This is a genomic window from Bacillus sp. M13(2017) (genome assembly GCF_002218325.1).
Classification (GTDB): Bacteria; Bacillota; Bacilli; order Bacillales; family Bacillaceae_G; genus Bacillus_A; species Bacillus_A thuringiensis_K.
This window is the reverse complement of record NZ_KZ268506.1, coordinates 128,025-150,044: the sequence shown is the minus strand read 5'-3', so window position 1 is coordinate 150,044 and position 22,020 is coordinate 128,025. Positions and strand designations below refer to the sequence as shown.

Sequence of the window (22,020 nt, the reverse complement as noted above, 5' to 3'; positions counted from 1 at the left end):
CCCCTATATAAAACTACGCTCTTGTAAGTACTTCACGATTTGTTCTGCACATTCTTCAATAGAATATTTGTGCGTTTCTACAATTAATTCCGCTTGCTCTGGCTCTTCATAAGGCGAATCAATACCTGTGAAATCCTTAATATCACCTTTCCTTGCCTTTTTATAAAGTCCTTTCGGATCACGTTTCTCACACTGTTCAATCGGACACTTCACAAAAATTTCAATAAATTCATCTGCCTCTAATAAATCTCTTACTTGTTTGCGGTCTACTCGAAATGGTGAAATAAATGCTGTAAGGACAACTGCTCCTTGATCTACAAATAACTTTGCCACTTCGCCAATACGTCTTATATTTTCCATGCGATCACTTTCAGAAAATCCTAAGTCTTTATTTAAACCGTGGCGAATGTTATCCCCATCCAACACATAATTTCCAATATTCTTTTCAAAAAGTTTACGAGCGACCGCATTCGCTACTGTAGATTTACCCGAAGCTGATAAACCAGTAAACCAAATTACAAAACTATGATGTCCATTCTTCACTCTTCTCTCATCTTTTGAAACCGAAGCTGTGTGCCAAGTAATATTCGTATCCATCTCGTTCTCTCCCTATTCTGTTACTACTTCTTTTTTCAAACCTTTAATTAGCACTTCCACTACTTCTTTACGACTAAATGTACTTGGCGGAATCTCACCGTTTCTTAATAATTCTCTTACTTTCGTACCCGATAAAATAACATGATCTTCTTTTCCGTGCGGACATGTTTTCGTTGAAGCCATCGCTTCACATTTCGTGCAGTAAAAACTATGTTCAAAGAATAGTGGTGTAATTCCTAACTCTTCTATCGTAAAATTTGTGAAGATTTCTTGCGCTTCATACGTTCCGTAATAATCTCCTACTCCAGCATGATCACGCCCTACTATAAAGTGGGTACATCCAAAATTCTTTCTTACTAACGCATGAAATATCGCTTCCCTTGGTCCTGCGTAACGCATGGCAGCAGGAAATACACTTAAAAAGACACGATTTTTCGGATAATAGTTTTGAAGAAGTACTTCATAGCTTTCCATTCTTACATCAGCAGGAATATCATCCGATTTCGTTTCTCCGACGAGCGGATTTAAAAAGAGACCATCTACAATTTCAAGAGCAGATTTTTGAATATACTCATGGGCACGATGTACCGGGTTTCTCGTTTGAAATCCGACCACTGTTTTCCACCCACGTTTTTTAAATGCTTCCCTCGTTTCAATTGGGTCTAAATGATAAGAAGGAAATTGATTATTTTCAAAGCGTTTTGTTAGAATAATAGTTCCTCCAACGTAAACGTTTGGTCGTTCATATAATTTTTTCACTCCTGGATGAGCCTCATCCGTTGTTTTATATACAAGTAACGCTTCTTTTTCTTTATCTGGTACAAAAATATCTTCTATTTGAATGACACCGTATATATTTCCGTTGTTGACAAGCTTTACTTCCTCTCCAGTCTTCAGGCTTTCTGCGACTTTTTCTGTTACCGGTAATGTAATCGGTATACTCCACACACTACCATTTGCTAAACGAAGCGTTTCTACAACTGAATCATAATCTTCCTTCCCTAAAAAACCAGTAAGGGGGCTATATCCACCTATCGCCAATAGTTCTAAATCACTTAACGCAATATTGTCTAATTTAATTTCTTTTTCAATTTGTGATACGTCATATGTCTCATCTATACGGTTTACTAATTCGTTTACTATGCTCATTTTTCTATATCCTCTCTTAGCTTTATTTCAAGATTCATCTTATTGGTAATGAAGACCACATTCAGTTTTCACTTTTCCAGCCCATCTACCATCTCTTGAATCGCCACCATCCCCTACAGGTAACGTACATTTCTCACACCCAATACTTGGATAGCCAACATCATGCAACGGGTTATACGGCAAGCTATGTTTGTATACATATCGCCAAACTTCTTTCCACGTCCAATGAATGAGTGGACAAACTTTAATAGATTGAAAACGATGATCTTGATTTATAAACTTTGTATGCTTACGTGTTTCTGATTGTTCCCTTCTTAAGCCCGATATCCATGCTTTTTCCACGACTAATGATTTTTCTAAAGGTAAAATTTTTCTAATCTTACAACAAAGATTCGGATTGCTCTCCCACAGTTTTTCACCATGCAACTTCGCCTGTTCATCAAGTGTAAGTTCTGGCTGTTTTTCTATAATATTCAATGAAGGAAATCGTTCCCGCACTTTTTGAATTAATTCATACGTTTCTTGAAAATGAACATTTGTATCCAAAAATACAACTTTAGCAGATGGATTTACTTGGTTTATAATGTGCAGCAATACCATACCTTCCACCCCAAAGCTACATGCGTAGACAACCTCATCTTTATATTCTTTATAAGCCCAATTTAATACTGATAACGCGCCTTTTGTTTCATCTTCTTCCGAAAACGAAACAACATTTTCTTCCCACGTTTCATACGTCAACATGTTTTTTCCCCCTGTAAAAGCAAAAAGACGGTTTTAACCTAATGAAAATAGGTTAAAACCGCCTCTAGTTTTTCTAGTCAGCGCTTTTCACTTTAAACGTACTTTTTCACTTTTCTCTAACTGAATTACTTTTCCATCTTGCACAACAATTGTAATTGAACCATATTTCATATCAGCAAGCATCGCTTCAATCTTCTCGGATACTTCATCAAAATGTTCCCGTAAACTCACGCGAACAGCCCCCCTTTTTATTCATAAAAAAAATCTTTCCCATTTCGAAAAGACTGTTCGGTAATATATTTTACCTTATCTTTCAAAATGGATCCCATTTTGCTGGATTTAGCACCTTGCTTTCTATAAGCAGGTTGCCGAGCTTCTTCGGGCCAGTTCCCTCCGCTTCTCTTGATAAGCTTTGTATTTGTATTTTATCACAATTCTGATTTTTTTCAATCCTAGTTTTCCGATATATTTTAATTATTTTATTTTATAAAAAAGGAATTGCCCATTCGAACAACTCCTTTTCCTATTTAGACAAGCTCTTTAATACGTATGCGATCGTTCCCAATAATATTTTCATATGTTTCGCGTTCCACAACTACTTGCGATGTTCCGCCTTTTGCAAAGACAACGGCTGGTCTTCGAATCCGATTGTAATTATTCGCCATCGAGTACCCGTATGCTCCTGTACAGGAAACTGCTAGTAAATCAGAAGCAGCGACTTTCGGTAAATGAATATCCCAAATCAACATGTCTCCACTCTCACAGCATTTCCCGGCAATCGAAACGAGTTCCTCATTCTCATCATTCCCTCGATTCGCTAACATCGCTTCATAACGCGCACTATATAAAGCAGGTCTTAAATTATCTGTCATTCCACCATCGACTGATACATATTTCCGAATACCAGGAATATCTTTCACAGATCCAACTGTATAAATTGTTGTCCCAGCATCACCTACAATGCTACGGCCTGGCTCAATCCATATTTCTGGCAATGGATATTCACATACAGTAAATTGTTCCCTCACTGCACTTGTTACAGCTCGCACATATGTCTCAAGAGTTAATGGTGTATCTGACTCTGTGTAACGTATTCCAAATCCCCCGCCTACATTTAACACTTTTACTACATAGTTTGTTTGCTCTCTCACTTCTTCTAAAAATTGGCGAAGAACTTCAATTGCTCGAACAAAACCAGCTGTTTCAAATATTTGCGATCCAATATGTGAATGGATCCCTAGCACATTATAATTGGATTTTTGTAAAGCAAATCCAATTGCCTGCATTGCTTGACCATTTGAAACACCAAATCCAAATTTCGAATCATCCTGACCTGTTGTAATATATTCATGTGTGTGCGCCTCTACTCCAGGCGTTACACGAATTAATATGTTCACAAATTTCCCATGTTGCATCGCTAAATCGTGTAAAACTTCTAATTCAAAGAAATTATCTACGACAAAACAACCGATATTCGCCTGAAGAGCCATCACTATTTCTTCTTCTGTTTTATTATTTCCATGAAAATGAATACGTGATGCCGGAAATCCTGCTTGGAGCGCAGTATATAATTCTCCCCCAGAAACAACGTCTAATGACATATCCTCTTCACGAGCTAATCGGCACATCTCCATGCACAAGAACGCCTTGCTTGCATATGCTACTTGATAAGAGAAACCACTTTCTTTAAAAGCACGATGAAACGCTCGGCATTTTCCTCGAATAGACTCTTCATCGTATACATAAAGTGGTGTTCCGTATTGCTTTGCTAGCTGCGTCGTATCGCACCCTCCAATTTCTAAGTGTCCTTGCCCATTAATTCGGCTTGTGCCGTGTAAATACATTTAAATTCCTCCCTTATTTCCTCTAAAACTCATAACCCCAATCTTCTATTCATTGCAGCACGCTTTTAGATAGACAAAAAACGCGCGGAACAATGTTCACACGCGTTTCTTATTAGGAAAAATATATATTGAAAAAATAAACGAGTTGTTATCTCCTCAAAATAAGAAACCGCATCAACATCTCCAAATAGCTCTCCATAAAATAAATCTTATGACAGTACTACATTTATTCAATGCAGTCCCAATATATGAATAAGATGGTTATTCTTATATTTCGGCAATAGTCCCTTTCAACCTATGATCACAGATTCCATTAAATCTCCCATAGCTTACTCTTTCCTATCGCGGCCTCTACCTTTGAGAGTAGATGAGGTAAGTCTATTTAATTTTCAAACATCTAATTGTTGCTATTAACAATACCAAAGGACCATTTTATTTGTCAAACAATTTTTTATATTGTTTTTTTACAGTTTAATTTTGTATCGTTTGGTAAGCGCTTTACTGAAATCTTTGTCACTTCCCATTCGCCTTCTTCGTTATTAAATGTAATCGTTACCTTCTCAAATGGTGGAGCAATTTTCCCAGCAACACGTTCATACTTTGTCACTTCAATACTTGCTTGAAATAAATATGTACCGCTATACACTTTTTTTAAACTAATAATTTTAGGACATTGATAAGGTTTCAAACTTCCATATTGTTTTTCAATTGCTTTATTTATTTTTGGAAATAAAACAGAATAAAGTGCATCTTCCATAAGAGGTGGATCATATTGGGCTACCGACACACTCGGTGAAGTAAAAAGTACAACACTACTGCATGCTATAAAACATAATAATTTTCGCATTATAACCTCCGTATTATCACGCGATTCTTTCTGCGTACGATAATTATCATACATAGAAATTCTGTTTTATTGTCTCCCACCACTCTTTTTCTACTCGATTATTATAAAAAAGCCCACAACCTTCTTTTATTTTCGTATAATGATACTCATAGTATAATAATCATAATAACAAAGGACTGTTCGTATATATAAAATGAGTCGTTAAGCAAACTGATTCTCAAGAACTGTCATGCTTTTTAGGAGAGGAGTATATTATGCTACAACATCTGTTTCCAAAACTGCGATTTGCACTCGTTGCAGTCGTTTTACTATGGATTAAAACATATATTGTGTACAAGCTAGCATTTGATATTAAAATTGATAATTTCTTTGAAGAATTCATGCTTTTTATCAATCCACTAGCTGCGTTACTTTTATTTTTCGGCTTAGCTTTACTTGCATCTAAGCACCGAAACCGAATTATAATTGGAATCAGTTTTATACTGTCATTTATTTTATTTGGAAACGCAATGTTTTATGGGTTCTATAACGATTTCGTTACTTTCCCGGTTTTATTCCAAACAAACAATATGGCTGATTTAGGGACAAGTATAAAAGAACTCTTTACGTACAAAACATTACTTTTATTTGCAGATGCAATTATTTTAATGTTTATTTCGCGTAAATTCCCATCATTTGGCGACAAAACACCACTTTCCCGCTCAGAGAAGCGAACTTTCTTTAGCGGTGTAACAGCTTTATTAGCACTACAAATTGTTGTATCAGTTATTTATAAACCACAAATGTTCTCACGCTCATTTGACCGTCAAACTGTCGTGAAGAATTTAGGTTTATACACATATCATCTATTTGATATTACGCTTCAATCCAAGTCTTCAGCTGAGCGTGTATTTGCAAGTGGGGATGGGTTTTCTGAAATTAAAAACTATACAGACTCAAAAGACAAACAAGTTGATAAAAACTTATTTGGAGCTGCAAAAGGTAAAAATGTAATTTTAATTTCAATGGAATCTACACAAAGCTTTGTTATTAATGAAAAAATAAATGGAAAAGAAATTACACCATTTTTAAATGAATTTATTAAGGATAGTTTCTATTTCGATAACTTCTATCATCAAACTGGACAAGGTAAAACTTCTGATGCTGAATTTATCGTTGAAAACTCACTTTATCCGCTAGATCGTGGTTCTGTATTCTTTACTCATGCAACAAATGAATACACAGCGACACCAGAACAATTAAAGAAATACGGATATTCTTCTGCTGTCTTCCATTCAAATGATAAAACGTTTTGGAATCGGGATGTAATGTATCCTGCGCTTGGATATGATCGTTACTTTAATTTAAATGATTACGCAGGAACGGAGCAAATGTCTGTCGGTTGGGGATTAAAAGATAAAGAGTTCTTTGAACAATCTATTCCAAAGTTAAAATCTTTACCGCAACCGTTCTATACAAAATTTATTACATTAACAAATCATTTTCCGTTTCTTCTAAATCCGGAAGATCAATATGTTGATGAATTCAACTCGGAAAGTGGTGTTGTAAACCGCTACTTCCCAACTGTTCGTTACACAGATGAAGCTCTTAAATTATTTATTAAACAATTAAAAGAAGAAGGATTGTATGATAATTCCGTTATTGTCATCTATGGTGATCATTACGGTATTTCCGAAAACCATAACGCAGCTATTGCACAGTTCCTAGGAAAAGATACTATTACACCATTCGATTCTATGCAATTACAACGAGTCCCTCTTATTATTCATGTGCCTGGCCAAGAAGGAAAAGTTGTTTCTAAAGTATCCGGTCAAATTGATATTAAGCCAACGCTCTTTCATTTACTTGGTATTAAAACAAATAAATCCGTTGAATTTGGAACTGACTTATTTATTAAAGAGAAAGATACGCTTATGGTAATGCGTGATGGTAGCTTTGTTTCTGAAGAGTATGTTTATACAAAAAATATGTGCTACAAAAGAAGTACAGGTGAAGAAGCTGACATGGCGCTATGTCAGCCGTATATTGAAAAAGCAAAAACAGAATTAAAACTCTCCGATAAATTAATTTATGGAGATTTGTTACGCTTCGATCCTAACAATCGATATAAAACCGGAACGATGACAACGAAATTTGAATAGTAAAGGAAGCAACTTTATACAAGTTGCTTCCTCTTTTTATTTTCACTTAATTTTCAAACCATCCTTCTATGAAATCTTTCACAAATTGGTAATTTCTTTCGTATGAGGAATAAATTTATGGTATGATAAAATAAGTAAACTTTCATACACTAATTAAGAATTTATTACAGAAAGCAAGGGATCAGATTTTGTATAGAGCAGCTATTCCAAACTTATTTACGCTCGGAAATTTATATAGCGGATTTTTATCAATCGGCTATGCATCTTTAGGATATTATAAATCAGCTGCTATTTTAGTACTTATCGGGATGATGTTAGATAGTCTTGATGGTCGTGTTGCTCGTTTATTACGTGTTGATTCACAAATGGGAAAAGAGCTCGACTCGCTTGCAGATGTCGTAACATTTGGTGCAGCACCAGCTGTTTTAATGTATTACACATCTTTCTCAAACTACGGAATCATCGGATTATACATAGCGGGATTATTCCCTCTTTTCGGAGCATATCGTTTAGCACGATTTAATGTAACACCATCTTCTACTTCAATGAAATATTTCACTGGAGTACCGATTACAGCAGCGGGAGGGCTTGTTGCTTTCTTAACATTATTTTCACATACCATTCCAAAAATCGTTCTTATTACCGTATTTGTAACGTTCGCATTTTTAATGGTGAGCCGCATTCGTATCCCAAGTTTAAAAGATGTACCAATTCCACGATATAGCATCATTATTACACTATTTTTAGTTGGAATCATTATTACAATGTATCAAACAGGATTTGGAAATTTTTCTGTTTTCTTATTCATTGCCATTCCACTATATATTTTGTACATGTTATCTCAATTCATTAGACAAAGACCGTCTAAAAAAGCGAATAAAGAAAAATAAGAAAACCTTCCGAGTCCGGAAGGTTTCTTTTTATTTTGTAACTAATACCTTTTGATTTACAGGTGTTACTGGCTCTTCGCCGTTTAATATAGCTAAAATATTTCTGACAGCCATTTCAGCCATCGCATCACGAGTTTCAAATGTTGCATTCCCTACGTGTGGAGCAAGTACTACATTCTTTAATTCTTTTAGCTCTTCTGTAATTTTCGGTTCAAATTCAAACACGTCAAGAGCTGCTCCTTCAATTTCATTCGTTTTTAATGCATGAACAAGTGCTGCTTCATTCATAATTGGTCCACGTGAAGCATTTACAATATACGCTGTTTTCTTCATCATTTTAAACTGCTCTTCATCAATCATATGATGTAATTTTGGATTATAAGCACAGTTAATTGTAATAAAGTCTGCTGTTTGTAATAATTCTTCCAACGTCACATACGTTGCTCCCAGTTCACTTTCAGCTTCAAACTTACGATTTGGCCCTGTATATAAAACATCCATTCCAAATGCTTTCGCACGTTTTGCAACAGCCTTCCCGATTTCTCCAAGACCTATAATTCCGATTGTCTTACCATGGACTTCTCGTCCTAAGAAAAATAACGGTGCCCATCCGTTAAATCCAGTCGTACGACATAACGTATCCCCTTCAGGAATTCTACGCGCCGCTGCTAAAAGAAGTGCAAATGTTAATTCTGCAGTCGCTTCCGTTGATACTTTCGGTGTATTCGTAACTGCAATTCCTTTTTCACCCGCATACGTGTAATCAATATTGTCGTAACCAGCACCATAGTTTGCAACAATCTTTAAATGAGGTGCTGCATCAATAACTTCTTTTGGCACCTTTGTCGAAAGTAAACTTAACAATGCATCTTTATCTTTTACACGCTCTGTTAATTCATCTATAGAAATTAACTCCTCTTTATCGTACATTTCTACATCATGATCTTTTAATAGTTCTAATCCAATTTCCGGAATTTTTCCTGCTACTAATATTTTTGCCACTACTAACACCTCTTCTATAGAAAATAAGATATCTCTTATATTTCATTGTAAGAAATCCACATATAAAAACCAAGGAATTTGATTATAGTTTTAAAAATCGACACTTTTCCATGAAAAAAGAGGAGATGCAACTCTCCCCTTTTCTTACGCTTTTTCCTGCGATTCTTTTCCAAGCTTCACATCAATAGTTCCTTCTGTAACCGTATCGCTAATTTGCTCCTCAATAACCGATTGAGATGCAGCATTCGTTTCAGAAGTATAAGCTTGTTGCTGTGTACCTTGTACATTTTGTTTATTTTGTTGTTTCGCCATTTCTTACCCTCCTTTTCATTCTTTCTTATTTTGAACAAAAAGGACGGTTTTCATCAAAAAATTGCGTTTCATTTTGAATTTGTTACTTCTTCTTCAAGCGACCTCATTACTCTTGCTCGCTTCGTAAATGTTGCAACCTGAGTAACACCGTGAGCTAGTAATGTTTGTACATTTTCTTGTACATAATTCCCTAAATCATTTGGATAATGGGCATCCGAAGAAATCGTAATTGGAACACCATACTTAGCTAATACTTGTAAATATAGTGGACTTGGGCACATTTCACGAACAGGATAACGATAGTATAATCCTGCATTTATTTCTGTTGCCGTATTCGTTTCTACTAACGCACAGGCAATTTCCTCATAATAAGAAAGCTGTTCATTCTCATCCAATCGATAATTAAATACCTTTATATTATCAAGATGAGCGATAATATCAAATAACTCAGTACGAATCGCACTCTCAACTGTTTTAAAAAACATATCATATAATGCGCGTAGGTCATGCTTCTCAAAATATTCTTTCGTATCTGGATTATCGAATCCCCAGCCATTTAGAAAATGAACGGAACCAATTATATAATCAAAGTCTCCTAGCGCTAATAATTCTTTTAACTCTCCTTCACAACCAATAAAATAATCCGCTTCAATTCCAAGTTTAAGTGTGACACCTCTTTTACTCCATCGTTCTTTCGCCTCTTCAATGACCTTTGTAAAATCATACAGTGAAACTACCCTTACTTGATCTAACCATTCCTTCTGTATACGACCGAGCTTAGAATCACTAATATCTACATATTTTTCATAATATCCTTTCGCTTCATGAAAACGATATAAATGATCAACAATCCCAACTTCTGTTATACCTTTTCGCACAGCTTCTTCTAAATAGAGGTCCATCCATTCTGTTGTAAATGGCCCTTCCTTCACACGCTTTTGCAAACGCTCTTGTGTTTTCATAAGCCAATCAATAGAATGCCTTTCTTGAAGCGGTTCATAACATTCCAGCGCTTCATTTATTTTAGCAAGCCATCCTATTGAATACGGTCCTTCTTCTAAGTGAAGATGATAATCTACTTTCATATACATTCCCCCTTATAATGTATCTATTTCCCTTCTATCCCCAACTCTCGAAAGCTTTCCATTTCGTTCTTTCACCTCTCGCATGACATCTTCCAATGTAATATTTTTTTCAGCTAATAAAACGAAACAGTGATAAAATACATCAACCATTTCTTTCACTACTTCTTCTTTATCATTATTTTTACATGCGATAATTACTTCAGCACACTCTTCACCAATTTTCTTTAAAATTTTATCTTCTCCTTTTGAAAATAAATAATTTGTATACGATTCAGGAAGTGGGCTTTCCTTTCGTTCTTCAATTGTTTTATACAGCAACTTAAAGGCATTTTCCATATGTATCCCCCTATAGAATTTGATAGTGAAAACATGTCTTCTCTCCCGTATGACAAGCAGGTCCTACTTGTTTCACATTCACAACAATTGAATCTTGATCACAATCTAAATATAAAGATTGCACATATTGAACATTCCCTGATGTTTCCCCCTTATTCCATAACGACTGCCTCGAACGAGAATAAAACCATGTTCTTTTCGTCTCTAACGTTTTTTCATATGCTTCTTCATTCATATAAGCTAGCATTAAAACTTCTTTCGTACCTTCTTCGATGACAATTGCTGGTATTAATCCTTTTGAAAAATTAGGTTTCATAACCGCACCTCAACATTTGCATCTCTTAATTTTCGCTTTACACTCTGCACTGTCGCCTCACCATAATGAAAGATGGATGCCGCTAACGCTGCATCAACTGTTGTCTTTTGAAAAACTTCTATAATGTGATCCGTATGACCACAGCCCCCTGATGCGATGACTGGAATGGAAACACTTTTTGAAATTTCTTCTGTTAAACGAAGGTCATATCCGCTTTTCGTTCCATCTGCATCCATACTCGTTAACAAAATTTCACCTGCCCCAAGTTTAACAACACGCTTCGCCCATTCTATGGCATCCATTCCTGTGTCAACTCTTCCGCCGTTGACATATACGTTCCATTTACCTTCTGCTACTTTTCTAGCATCAATTGCCACGACAATACATTGTGATCCAAAGTGTTCTGCCCCTTCTTCTATTAACTTCGGGTTTCGCACTGCCGCTGAATTTATTGAAACTTTGTCTGCTCCAGCTCTTAGTAAATTGTACATATCTTTCACACTTGAAATCCCCCCGCCAACCGTAAGAGGAATAAATACTTTAGCTGCTGTTTTTTCTACAACATCTATAATCGTTTTTCTTCCTTCATGAGTCGCCGTAATATCTAAAAATACGATTTCATCTGCCCCTGCCTCGTTATATGCTTCAGCTATTTCAACCGGATCACCGACATCTTGTAATCCTATAAAATTTACACCCTTTACGACTCTCCCTTCTTTCACATCTAGACATGGAATAATTCGTTTTGCTAACATAACTTCGTTACCTGTAACACTTCTTCTAAATCAATCGTTTTTTCGTAAAGCGCCTTTCCAATTATGACACCATATATATTCATATCATTTAACTTTTTCACATCTTGAATAGATGCCACTCCTCCAGAGGCGATGAGACGAATGCCCACACTTTTTTGAAGTATCGCTAATTGTTCAAAATTTGGACCTGCAAGCGTTCCGTCTTTCGAAATGTCTGTAAACACAATCGTTTGAACACCTAAACTTTCCATTTGTTTCGCTAAACTAACGTAAGAAATTTCAGACAGATCAAGCCACCCTCTCGTTGCTACGAAACCATTTTTCGCATCAATTCCAACAATGATTTTCTCTTTATATAGACGAACTGCTTCCTCTAAAAATGACTTATTATAAAGAGCTGCTGTTCCTAAAATCACTTTTTCTACACCTGCTGACAATAACTTCTCCACCGCTTTAAGTGAACGAATTCCTCCTCCCACTTGCACAGGAATACGTACCGCCTTGCAGATTTTTTCAATGACGGGCAAATTTAACGACTCGCCAGCAATTGCACCATCTAAATCAACAATGTGTAGTATTTCCGCTCCAAGCTTTTCAAATATGATCGCCTGCGCTACCGGATCTTCATTCATCACCGTTTCTTTACTAAACTCTCCTTGATAAAGTCTAACGCATCGCCCTTCTTTTAAATCGATAGCTGGGAAGATTTCCATGCTTCTACCACTCCTTGAAAATTTTTTAATATTTGCATGCCAATTTCGCCACTTTTTTCTGGATGAAACTGTGCACCAAATACATTTCCTTTCGCGACAAACCCTGGTACTTGCATTCCATAATCACTTACTCCGCATACAATTTCATCTGGACAATCCGCGTAATATGAGTGAACATAATACACGAAAGAACCATCCACTAATCCATTCCAAAGCGAAAATTCTCTTTCCTTCCTTAATTCATTCCATCCCATATGAGGAATTTTATACGAAACTTTTAACTTACGAATTTCACCTGGTAGTAAACCTAACCCGCTACAATCTTTTAGTTCCTCACTTCGTTCAAATAAAAGTTGCATGCCCAAACATATACCGAGGAGTGGTTTTCCTATGTCACAAACTTCTTTTAGTACACACACTAAATCTCTTTCTTCTAATACATCCATCGCTTTCGGAAATGCACCTACTCCCGGTAGAATCACGCCATCGCTTCTCAATATCTCTTCTTTATCACTCGTTACAATGTACTCTGCCCCAATATATTTTAATGCTTGCTCTACACTGCGAATATTCCCCATTCCATAATCTATAATGGCAATCAATTACAACATCCCTTTCGTTGAATTTACACCAGTAATGTTGGCATTATTTTCGACCGCTTCTCTAAGCGCTCTACCAAAAGCTTTAAATAATGCTTCAATTTTGTGATGTGTATTACTTCCGTATAGAACGCGCGCATGTAATGTAATATTGGCAGCATGTGCGACTGCTCTAAAAAATTCTTCCGTCAATTCTGTATCAAAATTCCCGAGCTTCGGATTTGTTAATTCCCCTTGAAATACACAATATGAGCGTCCACTTATATCAATTGCGACAAATCCTAAAGATTCATCCATCGGTACATACGCAGAACCGTAACGATTAATTCCCTCTTTGTTTTGCAATGCTTCTTTCAAGCAATTTCCGAGTACAATTCCAACATCTTCAACGGTGTGATGTGCATCGACAAATACATCACCTTCTGCTTCAACTTGCAATCCAAATCTTCCATGTCTAGCAAATAAAGTCAGCATATGATCGAAAAAACCAACCCCCGTTTGAATAGATACACTCGTACTTTCATCAAGCTGCAAATTTAATTTAATTTTTGTTTCTGTCGTCTCACGTACTTGACTGGACTGACGCATTATTTTTCCTCCTCAAACCTTATTTGGATTGCTCTCGCATGTGCATGTAACCCTTCTTTATTTGCAAGCTCTACAATATGATGCTGTACATTTTTTAATGCTTCCTCTGTATAAGAAATAAAACTTGATTTTTTCACGAAATCATCGACTGATAACGGAGAAAAAAATCTTGCCGTTCCGCTCGTTGGTAATACATGATTCGGTCCCGCCAAATAATCCCCGAGCGGTTCAGGTGCATATGGCCCAAGGAAAATAGAGCCTGCATGTTTCACATAATCTAGAGCATTCATTGGTTCTTTTATATGTAACTCTAAATGTTCTGGAGCAATTTCATTTGATAACTTTAGTGCCTCCTTTAAAGAAGGAACGATAAAGATGGCTCCATTTCTATTTATCGATTCACGTGCAATTTCACTTCTTGGCAACGTTTCTAACTGTCTTTCTACCTCTTTTTCTACTTCTTTAGCTAGTTCCATATTCGTTGTAATACAAATCGCCGTTGCTCTCTCATCATGCTCCGCTTGCGATAATAAATCCGCTGCGATATATTTTGCATTACCTGTTTCATCCGCGACAACTACAATTTCTGATGGACCAGCAATCATATCGATATTTACTATTCCGTATACTTCTCGTTTCGCTAGAGCGACGTACAAATTTCCCGGTCCAACTATTTTATCCACTTTCGGAATCGATTCCGTCCCGTATGCTAAAGCAGCAATTGCTTGCGCGCCACCTATCGTATAAATTTCATCTACCCCCGCAAGATTTGCAGCAGCTAATATGTGAGGATTAATTCCTCCTTTACTCGGCGGTGTTACCATTACAATCTTTTTCACACCTGCGAGTTTCGCCGGCAATACATTCATTAATACGGAAGAAGGATATGAGGCTGTCCCACCCGGTACATATACACCTACATTTTCTAACTGCCGAATGAGCTGCCCTCTAATTATGCCTTTACTTTCACAATCGAATATTGAGTACTTCTTTTGCTTTTCGTGATACGAAACAATGTTTTTCTTCGCCTCTTTTAAAGCTTCTAAAAATGAATTCTCTACAAACATACTCGCTTGCTGTATTTCTTCTTCACTTACACGAAAATCTTTCATCTCTACACCATCAAACTTTTTTGTATAGAAAGATAAAGCCTCATCTTTCCCTTCCCTTACATTTCTAATGATTTCTCTTACACTTCTTTGAACAGTTTCTTCTATTATATTAGCGTTTTCTCTTAGCACTTTTATTTTAGATAATGCCTCCTTAAAATCTTCATAAATGATTTCCATTTTAAGTCCTCCTATTTCCCTGATAAGATTTCTTGCTCCATCATATTTATAATACTGAATATTTCGTCTTTTTTAGTTTTTAAGGCTGCCTTATTTACGATCATCCGAGCCGATATAAAGTGCATTTCCTCAAATACAATGAGTCCATTCTCTTGTAATGTTTTTCCTGTTTCAACAATATCTACAATCGCATCTGCCAATCCAAGAAGAGGAGCAATTTCTACAGAACCTTCTATTTTAATAATTTCTACATCCTCTCCCTTATCATGAAAATAAGTAGAAGTAATATGTGGGTATTTCGTAGCGATTCTTTTCTTCCGGTAACTCTTCGGATTATACGTAGGAATAGAAGCAACACAAAACTTACAAATCCCCACTCCTAAATCCAGCATTTCATAAATATCTTTCTCGTTTTCCATTAAAATATCTTTTCCAACGATGCCAATATCAGCTACCCCATGTTCTACATAAGTAGCAACATCAACCGCTTTTACTAAAATAAATGAAACATTTGTATTTTTACTTTGAAATACAAGCTTCCGACCTTTATTTTTGAGCTCGGAACAATCAATTCCAATCTGCTCAAAAAGTGGAATGACATGTTTTTCTAATCTTCCTTTCGTTAACGCAATTTGAATGTTACGCATGAAGCCTCTCCCTCTTTCTGGACTACCCATTTCTCATTCCATACATATTCCACTAAGTATTCATTCTTTGCCTCAACGACCGTTCCTATTTTATTTTTTCTTGCAAATTGAAAGGTATCGCTTAAATTAGAGAATAGAGATAACCAAGCATTTTTCCCATCCTTTCGAAGTAAATTTCGTAGCCTTTCTGCTTCCGCTAATCTATTTAACTCATAATGAATCATAATATCAATTTGATTTCGTTCATATGGTTCTTGCTGCTCTTGCAGAGCCTTCACAATTTGATTTACTTGTACCGCGAGTCCAACAGCTGGCAGCATTTCTCCAAAATTCCCAATTAGCTCATCGTATCTTCCGCCACTAACGATTTCTTCTCCAATTTCATATATATATCCTTTGAAAATAACACCCGTATAGTAATCTAAGTTTTGAATCATGCCCAAATCAATTGATATGTAAGAACCATATCCTAACATTTCAATTGTTTCATACATTTCTTTTACTCTTGCAATTGCCATTTTCATTTCATTACTTGAAGCAAGCTTTTCTGCTTCCTCAATAACTTCTAAATTTCCAAATAGCCTTGGTAATTTCTCAAGTAATCTTACTGTCTCATCGCATCGATCTAATTTCTTTTCTCTGATAAAATTTGAGAGGGCAGCATAATTTTTACTTTCTATATACGTTCTAAGTACCCTTTCTTCTTCATCTTGGATGGAGAGTTTTTTTACAATACATTTATATAACTGGACTTGCCCAATCTCAATTGTAAAAGATTGCACCTTCAACTTTTGAAGTGCTTGAATGACACTTATTACACATTCAATTTCAGCTCTTACATTATCAATCCCAATAACTTCAATACCACTTTGTACGATTTCATTATATTTTCCAGAATGGGATTCATTCGCTCGAAATACATTCCCGCTATACGTCACTTTAAGTGGCGTATCCCATCTCTGTGTTCCAATAACTCTCGCTAAAGGAATTGTCATATCTGGACGTAAAACGATAATCCTTCCCTTTTCATCAAAAAATTTATACATCTTCTCTTCATCTATCGGTCTATTTTGAAATGCAAAAACATCATAAAATTCAATTGTAGGTGTTCTTATTTCCTCATAACCTCTCTCTAAAAAAGTAAGCCTTAATTTTTGCTCCACTTCTTCAATTAACGTACATTCTTCGAATAAATAATCTCTCGTTCCATTCGGGTTTGCCCGTTTCCATTTTGTCATTTGAATTTTCACACCTTTCCCCTTCTAATGTATGCCTATTTCATTCACCTAAGCCGAAAATAAAAAGAGCCTTGTAGACAAAATACCTACAAGGCTCTTCAGTAGAGTGTAGGTACAACGGGAATAACCCTTGTACCTACACGTTTTCACGCTAGGTTCAAGGGTTTCATGTATGATGATGTAGTTGTGTAAGCATTGTAATAGATTGCACGATATTCATAATACTTACTCCCTTTCTCCTCTGATTTTCACATAGTATATAACAGTTCATTTTGAATGTAAATATATTTTTAATATTCCGTCACTTTTTTTTAATGTAAAGCCACTTTTCTTTCATACTCTTTTATTTCTTTTTCATATTGCATTGTAATACTAATTTCATCTAAACCATTTAATAACTTCTCTTTCCACATTTTCTCGATTGTAAAATGAAATCTATGCGTATTCGTTGTCATTATTTCATTTTCTAAATCAACTATGATTTGTTCCCTCGCATCTGTTTTAGCAAGTTGTTCACGCATATCTTTATCCATTACAATCGGTAACATGCCATTCTTCATACAATTCATATAAAAGATATCGGCAAATCCTCCAGCGATAATAACGCGGAAACCATAATCAGCAAGCGCCCACGGAGCATGTTCTCTAGACGAGCCACATCCAAAATTATCACCTGTGATTAATATGCTGGCTCCTTTTCTTTCTTGTGCATTCAGCGGGAAATTAGGGTTTTCTTGGCGATTATTATCATATCGCCACTCATCAAATAAAAACATTCCAAACCCAGTTCTTTCAATTCTCTTTAAATATTGCTTCGGAATAATTTGATCTGTATCAATGTTATCATTCATCAGTACTGCGGCAGTACCTTTATGAATACGAAATGGCTCCATCATAACTCTCCTTTCTAATATCAACAAAATGACCATATAACGCAGCCGCTGCCGCCATTGCCGGGCTAACTAAATGCGTTCGTGCTCCCTTTCCTTGTCTTCCTTCAAAATTGCGATTTGACGTAGAGGCACAATGTTCTCCTTCAGGCACTTGATCTGGATTCATACCTAGACACATTGAGCATCCAGGCTCTCTCCATTCAAATCCAGCTTCTTCAAATATGCGATGTAATCCTTTATGCATCGCCGCTTCTCTTACCCTTTGAGATCCAGGTACAACAAGTGCTCGCACACCTTCTTTTACTTTTTTACCTTTCACGACAGATGCAGCAATTTCTAAGTCAGAAAGCCTGGAATTTGTACAAGATCCAATGAAAACATGTTGAACTGGAATGTCATACGTACTTTGTCCGGGACTCAATCCCATATAAGAAAACGCTCTTTCGTCATTTGCATCATGCTTTTCTGGCAATTTCTCATCGATCCGAACACCCATACTAGGATTTGTTCCCCACGTAACGTACGGCGCTAAATCCGCAACATCTACTAGAATATGTAAATCATAAACTGCATCTAAATCTGTATAAAGTTCTGACCATTTTTTCTTAATAGATTCATAGTCTTTCGGTGCATATTTACGCCCTTTTACGTAAGCAACTGTTTTTTCATCTGGTGCAATAATGCCAGCCTTTGCTCCCCCTTCAATTGCCATATTGCAAAGCGTCATCCTCTCTTCCATATCCATAGCATGAATGGCCTCTCCGTAAAATTCCATTACGTAACCTGTTCCAACTGCTACTCCGTACTTTGAAAGAAGGTGTAAAATAATATCTTTCGCATAAACACCTTGCGGTAACTTTCCTTTTAACTCAATGCCCATCGCTTTCGGCTTTCGTTGCCATAACGTTTGCGTTGCCAATACATGTTCCACTTCACTCGTACCAATACCAAACGCTAGTGCGCCAAAAGCACCGTGTGTTGCTGTATGACTATCACCACAAACAATCGTTTTTCCTGGCTGTGTGAGTCCAAGTTCTGGTCCTATAACATGAACAATCCCTTGCTCTTCATCTCCGATATCCGCTAATGGCACCTGAAATTGTTTACAGTTTTCCCGAAGTGTATCTAGTTGCTGCTTCGCAATGCGGTCGGTAATATTCCAAACATCTTTCGTTGGAATATTATGATCCATCGTTGCAAATGTTAAATCTGGTCTGCGGACTGTTCGATTTGTAAGCCGCAAGCCTTCAAAGGCTTGCGGTGACGTTACTTCATGAACAAGATGTAGATCGATATATAATAAATCCAATCCATTTTCATTAGTCGCAACTACATGTCTTTCCCAAAGCTTATCTAGTAACCTTTTCCCCATTATCTTCCTCTCCCTACTAACGCTTGCTCTTCCATTTCTTGAATAACTGCCTTTGTAAATGAAGTTGTCGTTTCAGTCCCCCCGATATCTGCTGTACATTTTCCTGATTTAAGGACTGCAGAAACTGCTTCTTCAATTGCATGGCCTTCTCTCGTTAATCCGAACGATTGCCCAAGCAGCATTGCAACAGAACGCATCATCGCAATTGGATTTGCCTTATTTTTCCCCGCAATATCCGGTGCTGATCCGTGAATAGGCTCGTATAATGAAGGCCCCTTTTCAGCGTGACTTGCTGATGGAAGCATTCCTAATGATCCAGCTAATACTGAAGCCTCATCACTTAAAATATCACCAAATAAATTTTCCGTTACAATAACGTCAAATCTTCCTGGATTCCGAATTAATTCCATAGCTGCTGCATCTACTAAAATGTGTTCTACTTCCACATTCGGGTAGCGAAGTGCTACTTCTTCTGTCACAGTTCTCCATAATTTACTAGACTCTAAAACATTCGCTTTATCAATAGATGTTACTTTTTTCTTCCGCTTATTCGCTAATTGAAAAGCATACGAAACGATACGTTCAATTTCATGGCGATGATACGTAAGTGTATCTGTCGCCACTTCTTCCGTTCGCTCTTTCGGATAAGAAAAATAAATTCCGCCTGTTAATTCACGAACGACAACGAAATCAATTTCATCAGCGTTTTTTAATGGTGATAAATGTGCAGTTGCACTTTCTACCGTTACAGGGCGAACATTCGCAAATACACCGAGTCCTTTTCTTAATGCTAATAATCCTTTCTCAGGCCTTTCTTTCGCACTATCCCACCTTGGTCCACCTACTGCTCCAAGCAAAACCGCATCACTCGCTAAACAGGCGGCAAGTGTTCGCTGTGGTAATGGTTGCCCAGTTAAATCGATAGCGACACCACCAAAATACTCATCTTGCAAATGAAAATGATGTCCATATAGCCTTTCTACCATATGCAATACTTCCTTCGCACTTTCCATTACTTCTGGACCAACACCATCACCAGCTAAACAAACGATACGTTTTTCCATTTTTAACACTCCTTTTAACAGAATTTTCAGAACTTTAATTTGATAGGTGAGGAAAGCTTCTCTCACCTATCAAATATTTATTTCACAAGCGCTATAAGAGATTTTAATTTCCCTGCTGCATGGACATAAGCTCTCGCCGACGCTTCCAATACGTCTTGCGCAACTCCGAAACCTGATATTTGGTGACTACCTTCTTTTAATTCAACATGAACATGAGCAAGTGCATCTTGACCTTGTGTAATAGATTGTATGCGATAATCCGCCAATGCACATTCTAATCCTAAAATTCTTTGGATTGCATTATAAATCGCTTCAATACTACCAGAGCCAGTAGCTGCATCTTCATATACATTTCCTTCCTCATCTTTTAGTACAACTGTCGCGCATTGTGTACTATTTGATACGAAATGTACTTGTAATTGCGTAATGTTATATTGCTGGGCTGCAAATGCTGCTTCACCAAGCATAAGTGCGCGTAAATCTTCTTCAGTAATTTCCTTTTTACGATCAGCTAATTTTTTAAATGCTTCAAATACTGTATCCCGCTCTTCGTTTGTAAATTCATAGCCAAGTTCTTTCATTTTTTCTGTAAACGCATGACGCCCAGAATGTTTTCCAAGTACAAATAGGTTTTGAGATTCGCCTACTAGTGCTGGTGCAATAATTTCATATGTTGTCACTTCTTTTAATACACCATCTTGATGAATTCCTGATTCATGAGCGAATGCATTCGCTCCAACAATCGCTTTATTTTTCGGCACCACCATACCTGTTAATCTGCTTACCAATGTACTCGTTGCCTTAATTTCTTTTAAAGTCATCGAAGGCTCTGCTTTATAGAAATCTTTTCTAATATGAAGAGCAACTGCGACTTCTTCTAACGCCGCATTCCCTGCTCTTTCTCCAATGCCATTAATCGTTCCTTCTACTTGCAGTGCTCCCCCTTCAACTGCGGCTAGCGAATTTGCTACTGCCATCCCAAGATCATCGTGACAATGACAAGAAAAAATTGCTTTTTCATATGAAGGAACGGATTCTTGTAAGTATTTAAAAAGAGAATAATACTCTTCCGGATTCGTATATCCAACTGTATCCGGAATATTAATTACATTCGCTCCTGCGCGAATCGCAATTTCTACTGCTTCAGCTAAAAATGCTCTCGATGTTCTTGTCGCATCTTCTGCAGAAAATTGTACTGTCGGAAATAATGATTTCCCGAGCGTAACCGAGCGATGAATACTATTTAACACATCTTCTTTTGACATACAAAGTTTATATTTCATATGAATATCACTCGTAGCTAGAAATACGTGTAGACGAGGAGATACAGCACCTTTCACAGCTTCATATGCTCTTCGAATGTCACTTTCTTTCGCTCTAGCTAAACTCATAACCGTAGCATTTTGAATTGTATTCGCAATGCGCTTTACCGATTGGAAGTCTCCTTCGGAAGCTGCCGCGAATCCAGCTTCCATTACATGAATACCAAGCCTCTCTAATTGTCTAGCAATTTGTAATTTCTCTTGTTCATTTAAATTCACTCCTGGTGATTGTTCGCCATCACGTAGCGTCGTATCCATGAACAAAATCTTCTTCATA

Annotated in this window: 24 protein-coding genes and 2 riboswitches; of the genes, 2 read left to right on the top strand and 22 right to left on the bottom strand. The window is 36.7% G+C overall.

Annotated elements, in window-relative coordinates:
* Positions 1–3 precede the first annotated feature (3 nt).
* From cysC to CGQ22_RS17490, 6 genes are all read right to left on the bottom strand, one after another.
* Entirely contained in the window at positions 4–597 is a 594-nt protein-coding gene (gene cysC, locus CGQ22_RS17515) for an adenylyl-sulfate kinase (protein WP_000380505.1), read from the bottom strand.
* Positions 598–609: 12 nt separating this feature from the next.
* Complete coding sequence (sat, locus tag CGQ22_RS17510) at positions 610–1,746, bottom strand: sulfate adenylyltransferase (protein ID WP_000029487.1); 1,137 nt, start codon at positions 1,744–1,746, stop codon at positions 610–612.
* Between the two features lie 39 nt (positions 1,747–1,785).
* A complete protein-coding gene (locus CGQ22_RS17505; RefSeq protein ID WP_000959020.1) occupies positions 1,786–2,490 on the bottom strand; it encodes a phosphoadenylyl-sulfate reductase in 705 nt (234 codons plus the stop codon).
* Between the two features lie 87 nt (positions 2,491–2,577).
* The gene (locus tag CGQ22_RS17500) at positions 2,578–2,721 is read right to left on the bottom strand and encodes a YezD family protein (RefSeq protein ID WP_000058410.1); all 144 of its coding nucleotides are present in this window, start codon (positions 2,719–2,721) and stop codon (positions 2,578–2,580) included.
* 72 nt (positions 2,722–2,793) lie between these two features.
* Positions 2,794–2,902: riboswitch (SAM riboswitch) on the bottom strand.
* Between the two features lie 115 nt (positions 2,903–3,017).
* Positions 3,018–4,334 carry a diaminopimelate decarboxylase gene (lysA, locus tag CGQ22_RS17495; RefSeq protein ID WP_089149040.1) on the bottom strand — a complete coding sequence of 439 codons (1,317 nt, stop codon included), beginning with the start codon at positions 4,332–4,334 and terminating at the stop codon, positions 3,018–3,020.
* A gap of 180 nt (positions 4,335–4,514) precedes the next feature.
* A riboswitch (Lysine riboswitch) is annotated at positions 4,515–4,696 on the bottom strand.
* 89 nt (positions 4,697–4,785) lie between these two features.
* The gene (locus CGQ22_RS17490) at positions 4,786–5,181 is read right to left on the bottom strand and encodes a DUF3888 domain-containing protein (protein WP_001228752.1); all 396 of its coding nucleotides are present in this window, start codon (positions 5,179–5,181) and stop codon (positions 4,786–4,788) included.
* 254 nt (positions 5,182–5,435) lie between these two features.
* Here CGQ22_RS17490 and CGQ22_RS17485 point away from each other — a divergent pair, with 254 nt between their 5' ends.
* Both CGQ22_RS17485 and pssA read left to right on the top strand, forming a co-directional pair.
* On the top strand, positions 5,436–7,322 hold the full coding sequence (locus CGQ22_RS17485; protein WP_089149039.1) for an LTA synthase family protein: 1,887 nt from the start codon (positions 5,436–5,438) through the stop codon (positions 7,320–7,322).
* 188 nt (positions 7,323–7,510) lie between these two features.
* Positions 7,511–8,212, top strand: coding sequence for a CDP-diacylglycerol--serine O-phosphatidyltransferase (pssA, locus tag CGQ22_RS17480; protein ID WP_000285417.1), 702 nt, complete (start codon positions 7,511–7,513; stop codon positions 8,210–8,212).
* A gap of 30 nt (positions 8,213–8,242) precedes the next feature.
* Here the strand turns inward: pssA and CGQ22_RS17475 are convergent, their stop codons facing one another.
* The 16 genes from CGQ22_RS17475 to leuA all read right to left on the bottom strand — a co-directional run bounded on the left by CGQ22_RS17475 (position 8,243) and on the right by leuA (position 22,019).
* The gene (locus CGQ22_RS17475) at positions 8,243–9,214 is read right to left on the bottom strand and encodes an NAD(P)-dependent oxidoreductase (protein ID WP_089149038.1); all 972 of its coding nucleotides are present in this window, start codon (positions 9,212–9,214) and stop codon (positions 8,243–8,245) included.
* Positions 9,215–9,358: 144 nt separating this feature from the next.
* Complete coding sequence (locus tag CGQ22_RS17470; RefSeq protein ID WP_089149037.1) at positions 9,359–9,526, bottom strand: YozQ family protein; 168 nt, start codon at positions 9,524–9,526, stop codon at positions 9,359–9,361.
* A gap of 68 nt (positions 9,527–9,594) precedes the next feature.
* On the bottom strand, positions 9,595–10,611 hold the full coding sequence (locus tag CGQ22_RS17465; protein ID WP_000861842.1) for a histidinol phosphate phosphatase domain-containing protein: 1,017 nt from the start codon (positions 10,609–10,611) through the stop codon (positions 9,595–9,597).
* Between the two features lie 12 nt (positions 10,612–10,623).
* Positions 10,624–10,947, bottom strand: coding sequence for a phosphoribosyl-ATP diphosphatase (gene hisE, locus CGQ22_RS17460; RefSeq protein ID WP_000426357.1), 324 nt, complete (start codon positions 10,945–10,947; stop codon positions 10,624–10,626).
* 10 nt (positions 10,948–10,957) lie between these two features.
* On the bottom strand, positions 10,958–11,263 hold the full coding sequence (gene hisI, locus CGQ22_RS17455; protein WP_000803965.1) for a phosphoribosyl-AMP cyclohydrolase: 306 nt from the start codon (positions 11,261–11,263) through the stop codon (positions 10,958–10,960).
* The gene (gene hisF, locus CGQ22_RS17450) at positions 11,260–12,018 is read right to left on the bottom strand and encodes an imidazoleglycerol phosphate synthase cyclase subunit (protein ID WP_000880109.1); all 759 of its coding nucleotides are present in this window, start codon (positions 12,016–12,018) and stop codon (positions 11,260–11,262) included. Before hisF ends, hisI begins: the two co-directional genes overlap by 4 nt.
* Positions 12,012–12,731 (bottom strand): 1-(5-phosphoribosyl)-5-[(5-phosphoribosylamino)methylideneamino]imidazole-4-carboxamide isomerase, encoded by a 720-nt coding sequence (hisA, locus tag CGQ22_RS17445; RefSeq protein WP_000402292.1) that lies wholly within the window; start codon positions 12,729–12,731, stop codon positions 12,012–12,014. Before hisA ends, hisF begins: the two co-directional genes overlap by 7 nt.
* The gene (hisH, locus tag CGQ22_RS17440) at positions 12,704–13,333 is read right to left on the bottom strand and encodes an imidazole glycerol phosphate synthase subunit HisH (RefSeq protein ID WP_000560354.1); all 630 of its coding nucleotides are present in this window, start codon (positions 13,331–13,333) and stop codon (positions 12,704–12,706) included. The genes hisA and hisH overlap by 28 nt, the downstream gene beginning before the upstream one ends.
* The gene (hisB, locus tag CGQ22_RS17435) at positions 13,334–13,918 is read right to left on the bottom strand and encodes an imidazoleglycerol-phosphate dehydratase HisB (protein ID WP_089149036.1); all 585 of its coding nucleotides are present in this window, start codon (positions 13,916–13,918) and stop codon (positions 13,334–13,336) included.
* Positions 13,918–15,207: a histidinol dehydrogenase gene (gene hisD / locus CGQ22_RS17430; RefSeq protein ID WP_046945105.1), complete on the bottom strand. Its 1,290-nt coding sequence runs from the start codon at positions 15,205–15,207 to the stop codon at positions 13,918–13,920. Before hisD ends, hisB begins: the two co-directional genes overlap by 1 nt.
* An 11-nt stretch (positions 15,208–15,218) precedes the next feature.
* Positions 15,219–15,854, bottom strand: coding sequence for an ATP phosphoribosyltransferase (gene hisG / locus CGQ22_RS17425; RefSeq protein WP_001244491.1), 636 nt, complete (start codon positions 15,852–15,854; stop codon positions 15,219–15,221).
* Positions 15,830–17,092 carry an ATP phosphoribosyltransferase regulatory subunit gene (locus CGQ22_RS17420; protein WP_089149064.1) on the bottom strand — a complete coding sequence of 421 codons (1,263 nt, stop codon included), beginning with the start codon at positions 17,090–17,092 and terminating at the stop codon, positions 15,830–15,832. The genes hisG and CGQ22_RS17420 overlap by 25 nt, the downstream gene beginning before the upstream one ends.
* Positions 17,093–17,403: 311 nt before the next feature.
* On the bottom strand, positions 17,404–17,985 hold the full coding sequence (leuD, locus tag CGQ22_RS17415) for a 3-isopropylmalate dehydratase small subunit (protein ID WP_089149035.1): 582 nt from the start codon (positions 17,983–17,985) through the stop codon (positions 17,404–17,406).
* The gene (gene leuC / locus CGQ22_RS17410; protein ID WP_000518101.1) at positions 17,963–19,357 is read right to left on the bottom strand and encodes a 3-isopropylmalate dehydratase large subunit; all 1,395 of its coding nucleotides are present in this window, start codon (positions 19,355–19,357) and stop codon (positions 17,963–17,965) included. The genes leuD and leuC overlap by 23 nt, the downstream gene beginning before the upstream one ends.
* Positions 19,357–20,421, bottom strand: a complete 1,065-nt coding sequence (gene leuB / locus CGQ22_RS17405; RefSeq protein WP_000415381.1) for a 3-isopropylmalate dehydrogenase — start codon at positions 20,419–20,421, stop codon at positions 19,357–19,359. Before leuB ends, leuC begins: the two co-directional genes overlap by 1 nt.
* A gap of 77 nt (positions 20,422–20,498) precedes the next feature.
* Positions 20,499–22,019, bottom strand: coding sequence for a 2-isopropylmalate synthase (leuA, locus tag CGQ22_RS17400; protein ID WP_089149034.1), 1,521 nt, complete (start codon positions 22,017–22,019; stop codon positions 20,499–20,501).
* Position 22,020 lies beyond the last annotated feature (1 nt).

What these genes read in the sequence shown, in the direction of transcription:
- hisG (WP_001244491.1), bottom strand. Translation starts at nt 15,854, where the DNA reads ATGCGTAACATTCAAATTGCGTTAACGAAAGGAAGATTAGAAAAACAT.
- lysA (WP_089149040.1), bottom strand. Translation starts at nt 4,334, where the DNA reads ATGTATTTACACGGCACAAGCCGAATTAATGGGCAAGGACACTTAGAA.
- CGQ22_RS17490 (WP_001228752.1), bottom strand. Translation starts at nt 5,181, where the DNA reads ATGCGAAAATTATTATGTTTTATAGCATGCAGTAGTGTTGTACTTTTT.
- leuA (WP_089149034.1), bottom strand. Translation starts at nt 22,019, where the DNA reads ATGAAGAAGATTTTGTTCATGGATACGACGCTACGTGATGGCGAACAA.
- hisA (WP_000402292.1), bottom strand. Translation starts at nt 12,731, where the DNA reads ATGGAAATCTTCCCAGCTATCGATTTAAAAGAAGGGCGATGCGTTAGA.
- hisF (WP_000880109.1), bottom strand. Translation starts at nt 12,018, where the DNA reads ATGTTAGCAAAACGAATTATTCCATGTCTAGATGTGAAAGAAGGGAGA.
- CGQ22_RS17505 (WP_000959020.1), bottom strand. Translation starts at nt 2,490, where the DNA reads ATGTTGACGTATGAAACGTGGGAAGAAAATGTTGTTTCGTTTTCGGAA.
- leuB (WP_000415381.1), bottom strand. Translation starts at nt 20,421, where the DNA reads ATGGAAAAACGTATCGTTTGTTTAGCTGGTGATGGTGTTGGTCCAGAA.
- hisD (WP_046945105.1), bottom strand. Translation starts at nt 15,207, where the DNA reads ATGGAAATCATTTATGAAGATTTTAAGGAGGCATTATCTAAAATAAAA.
- CGQ22_RS17420 (WP_089149064.1), bottom strand. Translation starts at nt 17,092, where the DNA reads ATGACAAAATGGAAACGGGCAAACCCGAATGGAACGAGAGATTATTTA.
- CGQ22_RS17465 (WP_000861842.1), bottom strand. Translation starts at nt 10,611, where the DNA reads ATGAAAGTAGATTATCATCTTCACTTAGAAGAAGGACCGTATTCAATA.
- hisI (WP_000803965.1), bottom strand. Translation starts at nt 11,263, where the DNA reads ATGAAACCTAATTTTTCAAAAGGATTAATACCAGCAATTGTCATCGAA.
- CGQ22_RS17485 (WP_089149039.1), top strand. Translation starts at nt 5,436, where the DNA reads ATGCTACAACATCTGTTTCCAAAACTGCGATTTGCACTCGTTGCAGTC.
- leuC (WP_000518101.1), bottom strand. Translation starts at nt 19,357, where the DNA reads ATGGGGAAAAGGTTACTAGATAAGCTTTGGGAAAGACATGTAGTTGCG.
- CGQ22_RS17470 (WP_089149037.1), bottom strand. Translation starts at nt 9,526, where the DNA reads ATGGCGAAACAACAAAATAAACAAAATGTACAAGGTACACAGCAACAA.
- sat (WP_000029487.1), bottom strand. Translation starts at nt 1,746, where the DNA reads ATGAGCATAGTAAACGAATTAGTAAACCGTATAGATGAGACATATGAC.
- hisB (WP_089149036.1), bottom strand. Translation starts at nt 13,918, where the DNA reads ATGCGTCAGTCCAGTCAAGTACGTGAGACGACAGAAACAAAAATTAAA.
- cysC (WP_000380505.1), bottom strand. Translation starts at nt 597, where the DNA reads ATGGATACGAATATTACTTGGCACACAGCTTCGGTTTCAAAAGATGAG.
- hisE (WP_000426357.1), bottom strand. Translation starts at nt 10,947, where the DNA reads ATGGAAAATGCCTTTAAGTTGCTGTATAAAACAATTGAAGAACGAAAG.
- leuD (WP_089149035.1), bottom strand. Translation starts at nt 17,985, where the DNA reads ATGGAGCCATTTCGTATTCATAAAGGTACTGCCGCAGTACTGATGAAT.